This window comes from Psychrobacter sp. CMS30 (assembly GCF_904846565.1).
Classification (GTDB): domain Bacteria; phylum Pseudomonadota; class Gammaproteobacteria; order Pseudomonadales; family Moraxellaceae; genus Psychrobacter; species Psychrobacter maritimus.
The window spans coordinates 36041-47222 of record NZ_CAJHBF010000022.1 but is presented as its reverse complement, the minus strand read 5'-3'; the positions used below and the strand labels follow the sequence as shown (position 1 = coordinate 47222).

The 11182-nt window shown below is 43.8% G+C and carries 9 protein-coding genes and 2 tRNA genes; 7 read left to right on the top strand and 4 right to left on the bottom strand.

Annotated features, from left to right (window positions below; all coding sequences use genetic code 11):
* Positions 1-105: 105 nt before the first annotated feature.
* Positions 106-1209: a ribosome small subunit-dependent GTPase A gene (gene rsgA, locus JMX94_RS11165; protein WP_201565414.1), complete on the bottom strand. Its 1104-nt coding sequence runs from the start codon at positions 1207-1209 to the stop codon at positions 106-108.
* A gap of 228 nt (positions 1210-1437) precedes the next feature.
* Here rsgA and orn point away from each other — a divergent pair, with 228 nt between their 5' ends.
* Positions 1438-2025: an oligoribonuclease gene (orn, locus tag JMX94_RS11160; RefSeq protein ID WP_183620749.1), complete on the top strand. Its 588-nt coding sequence runs from the start codon at positions 1438-1440 to the stop codon at positions 2023-2025.
* Positions 2026-2210: 185 nt separating this feature from the next.
* Here the strand turns inward: orn and JMX94_RS11155 are convergent, their stop codons facing one another.
* Positions 2211-2690, bottom strand: coding sequence for a hemerythrin domain-containing protein (locus tag JMX94_RS11155; protein WP_201565413.1), 480 nt, complete (start codon positions 2688-2690; stop codon positions 2211-2213).
* Between the two features lie 59 nt (positions 2691-2749).
* Between JMX94_RS11155 and JMX94_RS11150 the strand changes: the two genes are divergently transcribed.
* Complete coding sequence (locus JMX94_RS11150; RefSeq protein ID WP_201565412.1) at positions 2750-3187, top strand: CopD family protein; 438 nt, start codon at positions 2750-2752, stop codon at positions 3185-3187.
* 134 nt (positions 3188-3321) lie between these two features.
* Here JMX94_RS11150 and JMX94_RS11145 read toward each other — a convergent pair.
* A tRNA-Asp gene (locus JMX94_RS11145) sits at positions 3322-3398 on the bottom strand.
* Positions 3399-3462: 64 nt separating this feature from the next.
* Positions 3463-3538: transfer RNA gene (locus JMX94_RS11140), tRNA-Val, on the bottom strand.
* A gap of 449 nt (positions 3539-3987) precedes the next feature.
* On the opposite strand from JMX94_RS11140, the gene JMX94_RS11135 reads away from it, so the two are divergent.
* From JMX94_RS11135 to JMX94_RS11115, 5 genes are all read left to right on the top strand, one after another.
* A complete protein-coding gene (locus JMX94_RS11135) occupies positions 3988-5640 on the top strand; it encodes a cardiolipin synthase (RefSeq protein ID WP_201565411.1) in 1653 nt (550 codons plus the stop codon).
* Between the two features lie 95 nt (positions 5641-5735).
* Positions 5736-7214 carry a tetratricopeptide repeat protein gene (locus JMX94_RS11130; protein WP_201565410.1) on the top strand — a complete coding sequence of 493 codons (1479 nt, stop codon included), beginning with the start codon at positions 5736-5738 and terminating at the stop codon, positions 7212-7214.
* 174 nt (positions 7215-7388) lie between these two features.
* Positions 7389-8978 carry a 3-deoxy-D-manno-octulosonic acid transferase gene (locus JMX94_RS11125; protein WP_201565409.1) on the top strand — a complete coding sequence of 530 codons (1590 nt, stop codon included), beginning with the start codon at positions 7389-7391 and terminating at the stop codon, positions 8976-8978.
* Positions 8979-8986: 8 nt separating this feature from the next.
* On the top strand, positions 8987-9736 hold the full coding sequence (locus JMX94_RS11120) for a 16S rRNA (uracil(1498)-N(3))-methyltransferase (RefSeq protein ID WP_201565408.1): 750 nt from the start codon (positions 8987-8989) through the stop codon (positions 9734-9736).
* Positions 9737-10012: 276 nt separating this feature from the next.
* Positions 10013-11146, top strand: coding sequence for an extracellular solute-binding protein (locus tag JMX94_RS11115; protein ID WP_201565407.1), 1134 nt, complete (start codon positions 10013-10015; stop codon positions 11144-11146).
* Positions 11147-11182 lie beyond the last annotated feature (36 nt).

The following is an 11182-nucleotide window of genomic DNA, read 5'->3' as shown; positions in this document are numbered from 1 at the left end:
TAGCCATAGTAAACGTGTGATGAGCAACGTTTACTATGGCAGTGATTAATAAGATAAGGGCTAATAAAGCACTGGTTAATAAAGCATGCGTTAATAAGGCTCTGATTAATAAGGTTTAGTATCTGCCTCTTCTCTTAAGGTAACAAGGTTTTCAACACGGCGCTGCAATACCACGCCATCAGCAACCGCTTGCCATAAGGCGCAGCCTTTGCTGTTGTGAGTGTGGCGACAGTCGCGGAATTGGCAATCACCTGCTAGCGGTGCAAGCTCAACGAAACCTGAGATGATGTCATCAGGGGTTAAATGCCAAATGCCGTACTCGCGAATACCGGGGGTATCGACGATGCCACCTTGGCTTAAGTCGTCTGGGTTAAATGGCAATAAGCGGCTGGTCGTGGTGGTATGCTGACCAAGTTTTGAGTTTTCAGAGATAATATTTACGCTCTGTGCCGATTCAGGTAGCAGAGCATTGATTAAACTGCTTTTACCGACACCAGACTGACCGGCAAAAATAACCAGCTTTTTATCGATATAGCGCTTTAATTCATCTAGCCCTTCTTGTTCATCGCTATCAGCAATATTTTCAGGACAAGCGACCGAGGTGAGGACGCTTTCATAACCAAGCGCTGCGTACTGTGCGAGTAGCTCATTGGTATCGACGCCGTTTTCTTGCGCTAGCAAGTCGGCTTTATTGAGCACCAAGAGCGGCTTGACACCAGCATGATGACAAACGACCAAATAGCGGTCAATGAGAGTCGGCGCAGCAGCAGGCAACGGTGCAAAAACAATCGCCAAAATATCGACATTGGCGGCGACTGGCTTGAGCTTATGGTAGCGATCAGGACGCGAGACCAGAGAAGTACGTGGTTTGACCGACTCGATACGTCCAAAGCCAGTATTAGGATCAGCACTCCAGCGCACTTGGTCGCCAGCGGCTAGCATCGGTAAGTTAGTACGTACATGACAACGCCAGATATCGCCTAACGCCAGCTCTTGCCAAAACGGCTCAGGATCATCGGGCGCAATCTCCGGCTGCACGGGAATTACTGCCGGCAAGCTGATCACCTGTACTTCTAACTGCTTACCATAATGCGCCATGACCACGCCATCCATCAAACTGTCATCGATGCTATCTTGACTGTCAAGCTGCTGTTTGTCGATGCGACGAATCTGCTGTTTAGTCAGTTTGCGTTGCCGAATTAATGCCATGGGTTTTGAACCTATTAAAAAATATTGCTAAGTGTAGCGTGAAAATTTGCTAACATACAGCCTAAAGCGCCGCTAGCCGATGGTGGTTTTGTAATGTTTTAGTTTTTTTAGACATTATCATTGAGAAAGCGCAAACATATATTATTTGAGCATGACCATTTATAGATGTTTTATTTGGTTAACATTGCTCGCAAGTTGTTCCAAAATTTATTGACCATAGGATATTTTATGAGTACCGACGACCATCCCAATAAAATTAAAATCAAAAACCAAGGTAAAAAAGGGCTGGTATGGATTGACCTAGAAATGACCGGGCTTGATACCGTAAACGATGAGATTATCGAGATTGCGACCGTGGTGACTGATGAGGATTTAAACGTCCTTGCTGAAGGACCGGTGTTTGCCATCAAGGTATCAGATCAAGTATTAAATAAAATGGATGACTGGAATACTAAGCAACATGGTCAGTCAGGCTTGGTCGACCGTGTGCGCCGTAGTACGGTGACATTGGCAGAGGCCGAAGCGGAAACCATTAAGTTTTTAAACAAATGGGTTGATAGTGGTAAATCGCCGATGTGCGGCAACTCAATCTGCCAAGATCGTCGCTTTATGGCGCGCCAAATGCCTGAGCTTGAGCGTTTTTTCCATTATCGCAACCTTGATGTGTCATCAATTAAAGAGCTTTGCTTCCGCTGGCGTCCTGATATTCTCAGAAACTTTGAAAAAGGCGGTAGTCATTTAGCGTTAGACGATATTCGCGACTCTATTCGTGAGCTAAAACACTATCGTCAGCATTTCTTTAAATTGATGCCTTAGAGTCTAGTGCTTAAAGGTTGATGCCTTAAAAACACTGCTTTAACCATAAGTCCGTACAACCTATCAAGCCGCTAAAAAAGCCTGCAAATGAAACGAATGCCAAAATATGGCTCGTTTCTTTGCGGGCTTTTTGTTTAATCAATATTTTATTTAACTGGTCTTGGATTAACTCTCATGAAAATGGATTAGCGATCCTCATCAGGGCGCTTAATGCTATCTGGACTGGCTTTATATACAGCATTTAACTCTGCTTCTGTCAGATATTCTTCTACCGCAGGATATAACGCTCGCTCTTCAAATCGGATATGGTCGTATAATAAAGTGCCAAGCGCTTTAACCTGCGCGACTGTGATGTCTTTATTCCCAGATTTTTGTGAGGCTTCAACTTCATCCATCAGTTGATGTAATTGCTTATGTTGTCTGTCAAGGGTGTCGAGTACCGAGGCAACATCAGGATGAGTGGTACGATAGGGTTCTAAGGCATGAGCAATTAAGTTATCTTCAATTTGGAAATGATATTGCATATCGTTAATATAGGAAGTGAGATTGTGCCAGTGTTTGGCAATCTCTTCGGGTTTATCCAAGCATTCTTTCGCATGGCGCGACAGGTTAAGTCCAAGATGATGTTGGCGCGATAATGGCTGTAATTGATTGGCGCGTTTCATAATTAAAACCTTAATGTTTCAAGAAATCATGATTGGTTAATTATTTGGAGTGATATGGTATGTTCAACTATCTATTAATTCTGCACCTACTTGGCGCAGCAATATGGACAGGTGGTCATTTAATACTAGCATTAGTGGTGCTGCCTAAAGTACTAACTTCACGTAATTTAGAGGCGTTGTTACAATTTGAGGAGCAGTTTGAAAAAATTGGTATGCCAGCTTTGGCTATTCAAATTATCACTGGATTGTGGATGGCATATAGAATGCTACCCGATGTGAGTGCATGGTTTGCTTTTGATAATGACATTAGCGTATTGATTGGTATCAAGCTGATATTATTATTGCTGACGGCTGTCGTCGCTATGCACGCACGTTTTAGGGTAATACCAAGGTTATCAGCCAAAAATTTGAATGGATTTGCCGTTAATATTATTTTGGTGACGCTACTTTCAGTGGCATTCGTTGTGATCGGTACGCTGTTCCGTACGGGGTTTTAGTGAAAGTTTTTCTAGATAAAATGATAAGTTCTAAGTAGTAGTTAATAGCTGATAACAATCAACAAGCACAAAAAAACCTCAAGTAAACGAATACTTGAGGTTGAAACTTTTGTATTAAAACTAAGTTTTAAATATGGCGCAGCGGACGGGACTCGAACCCGCGACCCCCGGCGTGACAGGCCGGTATTCTAACCAACTGAACTACCGCTGCTGAGGTCGTTTTAGTTTATTTAGCCACTTAGCTTACTACTTAAGAGTAACACTATACTAAATAGTGGTGGGTGATGACGGATTCGAACCGCCGACATTCTGCGTGTAAGGCAGACGCTCTACCAACTGAGCTAATCACCCTGAGCGAGGATGAAACGAAGCACTGCTTCGTCCGAGCGTAAGAGAATTTACATTGTCGTAAATTCTAGGAAACTACGCATCCAAACTAGGTATTACGGAAATCCTTTAAAGAGGATTTCCTGAAAGTTTTAACATTCAAAGTTGTCACCCTTTGAATAACTTTCAACAGAAGAGAACTAACTAAAGCCTCGCTCTGTGGGTGTGTATTATATACATTTACACATGGCTGTCAAATATTATTTCAAGTATTTTTAAAATTGTGGTTGTTAACCTTTATTAACGGTCAAATTAAGGCATAAATAAAGTGAGTGTCAGACGATACAGTTAGCTATTGCGCGCTAGCTAAAAGCTACTATACTGATAATGCTTTTGGCATCTAGCTAACAAAGCGTCTACTTAATAAGCCAGCTGGTTAATAAATAGGTAAATAGTTTGAGTGATATAGGGTCATGGAGGCAAGCATAGATAATTTTAATATAGAAGTGCTTTCTATTGAAGACTACTTTACCACATGGTCGGTAGGCGACTTTGCTGGATTGGGTCTGATATTGCACGTGATTCTCATGATAGTCATGACGCTGCGTATTGTCTCGGTGCAGCGCAATATCGGGGTGTCGATTGCTTGGGTTGCCGTGCTTTATACTTTGCCTTTGGTTGGCTTTATCGCTTATATACTCCTAGGTGAGCCAATGATTGGGCGGCGTTATCGTGAGCGTATGAATCAGGCGCGGCTACTGATGAATGATATGGCTAAGCGTGAGCAGCTGGTATTTGATGAAGGACAAGAGCTGCTGCCTGATAATTACCGCGGTGTCAGTAAAATAGGCACGCGTTGGACAGGGTTTGGGGTATTTCCCGACCATCAAATGCAATTATTGACCACGCCGAGTGCTATCTTTGGGCGCTTGATTGAAGACATTCATGCCGCCCAGCGCATTATCCTGATGGAGTTTTATATTATTTATCCAAAAGGTCAGATACTCGAGGTCATGGATGCGCTAATGGCAGCGGCGCAGCGCGGTGTAGAGTGTCATATTTTGGCAGACAGTGTAGGGAGTTTTAGCTTTTTTAATAGCAAACAGCATCGGATGTTAGAAGAGGCTGGGGTTTTTGTACACCAGTCGCTACCGGTGGGATTATTTAAAACTTTGTTTAAGCGCTCAGATTTGCGTAATCATCGCAAGATTATCGTTATTGACGAACATATAGGCTATATCGGTAGCTTTAACTTGGTTGATCCGAAGTTTTTTAAACAAAATAAAAATGTTGGACAATGGATTGATGTAGCGATACGTAGTTTCAGTCAAGAGCCGATGAATATTGCCACAGCGATGGCCAAAGTAGTGGTCACCGATATCGGGGCGGAAAATAAAGACAACCTAGACGCACTCAATCACCGCGTGAATACCTATACCCGTAAGCTTTATGTCATGCACCCGACAATTAATGATATCAACAGCCGCGTCAAAGTTTTAGACGAGCTTGTAGATTCTGATGAGCCGCCAGAGATTGGCTCGGCATCGATTTCGATACCGCGCATGCCCGCAGTCGAGGATGTGCTAGCGCAGCTGATACCTTCGGCGCCGCAAGTAACGGCACATGTGATTTATAATACGTTGGTCACGGTCATCCATCGCGCCAATAAACGTATTCGTATTACCACGCCGTACTTTGTCCCCGATGAAGCCTTATCAGGGGCGCTGACTACTGCCGCCAAACGCGGGGTCGAGGTGACGATTATTGTGCCAGAAAAAGTGGATTCATTTTTGGTGCAGCACGCTTCCCAAGCGTATTATCAAGAACTGCTCGAAGCAGGGGTGACCATTGCTTTATTTAAAGGCGGGCTGCTGCATGCTAAGACTGTGGTTATTGACGATGATTATTGTCTGTTTGGCACGGTAAATATCGATATGCGCAGTTTTTATTTAAATATGGAAGTTAGCTTAGCGATTTATACCCCAGAAATGGTCGCGCAGGTTGCTGACTGTCAAGAAGTCTACTTACAAAGCTGTCATTTTTTAGGCTTAGAAGAGTGGCAAGAGCGCCACGGGGCAGAGCGCTTATTTGATAATGTGGTGCGCTTATTTAGTCCTTTATTGTAGCGCTTTCGCTTTTAAGTTAAGGTAAACTACTTATTTTTATTGTCATCTTATTTGTTTTTTTTAAACGCTTAATTTTTAAAGGATAGGCTTGCCTTATGTCTGCATCGCCCTTAACGCCCATTGATTATATTGCAGCAGGCTATTGGCAAGATTTCTTAGCTGGCCGTCCCGTCGCTGGCGGCATGGCTTATGAAGCTGAATTGCATCACTGCACACTCGATGAATCGCTGGCAAGTTTACAGCGTATAGATATCTTGCTGTCGCAGATACGCCGCGACATGATAAAGTCTGGCACGTGGGATGAGGCGGCGCTGTTGGCAGATGAGCGCTATCGTAATTTTATGGTGTTTTTAGCATTTTATGCAGGGCGCGTATTGGCACAGCAATGGCAGTATACGCCGCATTGGTTCGGTGAGTTTGAGCTACGTAAGCGTTATCCTGCCTTGCCACTACTGACCGATGATTTTTATCAGCATATGGCCGTGGTCTATCGCGATGATATTGAGGTTAATAATCAGTCTAACGTGAATGCCTCGCTATTTTTTGCCTTAGAGCCGATAGGGGTGCGGCTGTCTGGTCATATTGATCGGCCGTTTCAATCGGTGCAAGGTAGTCAAGTGGCAAGCGGCCTGTACCAAGCATTGAGTGCAAGACTGCCAAACGCCATTGATAGCCATCATGAATTACCTATAGCTACCGAGCATGCTACTAAAGAAGTAACTGAAACAATAGTACCTCGACATAGCCGCCAAAGTATTCAGACAAATACTGATGCTGTTAACCATACTTCTTATAATGAGCTTCAAAAAACACCTGAAGTTGTCCAAACAGAGGCGGTATCAGCAAAGCCTAATTTATCGACCGCTTCATTAGAAAGCTCTACTGCACAAACTACAGCAGCAGAATCTGTACAAGTGAATTTAAAACAGACAGAGCTAAAGCCAGCAATCAAACCAATCATAAAAGAAGCGCCAACCCCAGAGCTTTTTAGCCAATTGCTCACAGAGCTTGATGAAATAGAAGTACCACAAACCGCTGGCAAGACAGAATACGAGCAAGCCTGTAAAGTCTTAGATCAATTTGAGCAGCATATTGCTAAGCAAGATAAACCGCGCGCGCAAGTTGCCTTTTCACAGCAGCATTTGGCAGCAAAGCAGCAAGCTCTGTTAAAATTGCAAGATGCTGCTCATGCGGGTAATAGCGCTGCGATGCTACGTTTAGCCATGTATGAGCTACTTGGTGAAGGGGTAAATACGGATAAAGTAGCTGGTATGGAAGCAGGGGTTGAATGGGTGAAGCAAGCGGCGAGCAAAGATGACAGCCGTGCCCAGCGTTTATTAAGTAAGATGTATTATCAAGGATTTGGCGTGCCGCAAGATATGACTAATGGGAAATACTGGCTTGAGCAAGCGGCCAAAAATGGTCATGCAGAAGCGGCCAGTTTGATGAGCCAATGGCAGCAAGCGCAAACGTTAATCAGCACACAAAAACAAGAGCAGCATAGCCTCAAACGTTATCAGCTATTGTTTGCGGTAATTATTGTTATTGCTATATTAATCTTCATTATTGTCTAGCCGTTTATGTCCAAATTCTGGTTTTTAAATTTTTGTTTCTAATAGCGAGTGCTTTAAAACTATTGTTTAGCATTAAATTCAGGTAGAATTGGCGCGTTTTTTATTGGCATTTTTTATTGTCATTTTATAACGTCACCTCCTATCGTCCGATCCATTACTAATCTGGGCTTCTTCATGCCATCTTCTGATAATTCCTTACCCTCTTTTGATAAGTCGACTCAGCCAAGCCGAGCCGTTTATAAGCCACCTGCTTATTATCAGGTGACGATTGGTTTGCTAAAACCGCTATATCGTATGCAAGTATGGCGTCGCTCGCATAAGCGTGATAATTATCAGCAAGAAGTCGAGCAGCGTTTTGGTAAGCGCTATCCTGCGCCGCCCGCGCCTGATGCAAATATTAAATCTAATGCGAATGCCAACGAAAATGGCAATTATAAAGATAGCAATGGCAAAAAAGTCATTTGGTGCCATGCAGTATCTTTAGGTGAGACCAATACCGTCGCGCCCTTGCTTGATGCGCTATTAGCAAAAGGCTATCAGATATGGTTGACCAATACCACGCAGACGGGGTTTGCGCGCGGTGCCAGTCGCTTCGCCGATGATATTGCCCAAGGTCGCTTAAGCCATAGTTATGTTCCTGTTGATAGTCCTGCGGTGATTGAAACGTTTTTAGCGCATGTACAACCGGTTGCGGCAATGTTTATAGAAACGGAGCTTTGGGCAAATATTTTGACCAAGTTATCCGAGCATCATATCCCAAGTATTTTGGTCAATGGTCGTCTGTCCGCTGCTTCTTTTAAAAGTTATCAAAAAATTGGCGCGGTCAGTGCCAGTATGATGAAAAACCTGAGTTTGATTATTGCGCAGGATAATGAATCGGCAAAACGTTTTCGGCAATTGGGCGCTCATAGTGCGCAAATCCGCGTGGCAGGCTCGCTGAAATGGGTAATTAATACCCCGAAGCTTAATGATGATAATGGTGCCAAAGAAGCTGAAATAGCAAATGATGGCGCAGACTTGGATTTAGATTTAGGCGTCACAGGTCGCCCGATTTGGGTAGCAGCAAGTACCCATAGCGGTGAAGAAAAGACAGTATTATCATGGCAGCAGCAAATCATCTCTAATCCTTTATTAGCGGATACGTTGTTAATTATCGTTCCAAGGCATCCTGAGCGCTTCGATGAGGTGGCAGAACTGATTGAAAAGTCAGGCTTAACGATGACGCGTCGTAGTGATGAGGATGCAATCAATCCAAATACCCAAGTTTATTTGGCTGATAGTATGGGTGAGTTGATGAAATGGTATGCGCTTGCAGATGTGGCATTGGTGGGTGGCTCATTGGTCGATATTGGCGGGCATAATCCCGTTGAGCCGGCAAGTGTGGCGACGCCGGTATTGATGGGCAGTTATACCCAATCTTGCCAAAGCGTGGTTGATAAGCTCGCTAGCGTCGGGGCGTTATATCAACCAAACAATGCTTTCTATAGCGCTCTTGGTACTGATGAGCAGCTATCTCAGCAGCAGAAAATTGCGAGCAATCAGCCATCTAGCGATGATGACAGTTTGCTTTATCAGCAGCTACAGTTTTGGCTCAGTCATTTGGAATTGGCAAAACAAGCAGGGCAAGCGGGTGCAGAAATGACTGAGCAGCAGCAAGCGGTCTTGCATCGGCAGTTATCGATGATTGAAGATGTGATTCAGCAATACGCAAAACCGCCTTTTGAGCAAGACCTGAGCCAAGACGTGAATCAAGAGCTGATATAAGTGACGCTATGAACTGTATATTATTGCCAGCAACCAACTTTCAACATGATAATGCGTCTGCCTATATCAATGATTTAATGCAAATTACCCATGTGAATAAAGTATTAACTGCCAAAGTAGGTGATACGTTAAAAATTGGCCAATTGGGTGGCAAGCTTGGCAGCGCTATCATTGAGAATATCGCACCCGATAGTATTCAGCTAAGTGATATACAGCTGACCATCAATCCGCCACCGAAGCTCAATCTTACAGTGGTGTTGGCATTGCCAAGGCCAAAGGTGCTACGCCGCCTAATCATGGATATGACCGCGCTTGGCGTTAACGATATTATCCTTATCAACAGCTACCGTACGCAAAAAAGCTATTGGCAAAGCCCGATGTTGGCTCGCCTTGACGAGTTTGTGTTAGAAGGGCTGCAACAAGGCGTTGATACGGTTGCGCCGCGAATTAGTCTGCAAAAACGCTTTAAACCTTTTGTTGAAGATGAGGTTGCAAGCTTAATCACCAATCGCGCCATCGTTGCTCATCCTTATAGCGCGCTGTCTTTTGCGCAATACATGCAGCAACAACTAAAAAATCCTGAACCTCTTCATAACTCAGTACTGCCAAGTATGGTGTTTATCGGTGCAGAAGGCGGCTGGATTGATTATGAGATTGAACTACTTGCCAAGCAAGGTTGCACGGCGGTCAATATAGGCCCGCGCATATTGCGCACCGAAGCGGCGGTTAATGTCATTTTAGGGCAGTGGCTGCTCTAAGAGGTAGCTGCTTTAGGGTAGGGCTGCTCTATCATCAAAGCAAACCCATAAAAAGCCATTAAAACTCTGCTTAAATATCGCTATCTAAAGGTAAATATTAAGTGATAATTTTGCTGCATGGTTGCACGAAATAAATGTATTGATAATTAATCTCATTTCGATTAGTATATTGTCACTCAGACATTAATGTCTTATTAATCCCGCTATTCAATCATTTTCTAATGATTTTAATGTCCTTTTATCTCACTTATCCGTAGCACCATTATGGGGAAAGCCATGTCATTAACTGCTATCAGTGCAAATCTATCTTCTACTAAGCTTATTTTACCCGTTGCTGTATTTGGTCTGATGTTAGGGCTTACTGGCTGTAATAATTCATCGACGCCAGCAGAAGGCGTAGATGCTGAAGCTGGTACTGAACAATCTAGCACTGAGCAAGAAGTGGCTACAAATGATGATGCGACGGCAGCTGGTGGGCAAACGGTCACCATCTACTCATCACGTAATGAGCAGTTAATCAAACCATTATTAGACCGTTATACTGAGCAGACAGGCGTTAAAATTGAGCTGGTCACTGATAAAACGGGGCCATTGATGGCGCGCCTGCAAGCGGAAGGTAAAAACACTCCTGCTGATATGCTATTAACCGTCGATGCGGGTAACTTATGGCAAGCAGCGGAGCAGGGCTTATTGCAACCTGTATCTTCTACTATCTTAGAAGCTAACGTCCCTGCTAAATATCGTGATCCAAAAGGTCAGTGGACGGGTCTGTCATTACGCGCCCGTACGATTTTTTATGACCCAAGTAAAGTCAGCGCCGACCAATTATCTACTTATGCCGATTTAGCCGATCCAAAATGGAAAGGCAAATTGTGTCTACGTACCTCTAAGAAAGTTTATAACCAATCATTGGTTGCCAGCATGATGGAGCACTTGGGCGAAGAGAAAACCGAACAAGTTATTCGTGGTTGGGTAGATAATTTAGCAACTGACGTGTTCAGTGATGATACCAACTTATTAGAGGCGATTGCCGCAGGTCAGTGTGAAGTGGGTATTGCCAATAGCTACTACTATGGTCGCCTGCTTGATGAAAAACCAAACTTCCCTGTAAAAATATTCTGGGCGAACCAAGGTACGACTGGTACCCATGTTAATATCTCTGGAGCTGGCGTAGTAACCGGTTCAGACAATCCAGATGGCGCGCTTAAATTGATGGAATGGTTGTCTTCTGATGAGGCGCAAGGTTTATATGCCAGCGCTGATAAAGAATTCCCAGTCAAAGTGGGTATCGATGAGTCAGAGATGCTCAAATCATGGGGTCCATTCAAACAAGACGATATCAGCGTGCAGAAATTCGGTGAGCTACAAACCAAAGCCATTCAAATGATGGATAAAGCGGGTTATAAATAATAGACTGGCAGTAGCTAAGTGGTTGGTTTTTAGCTA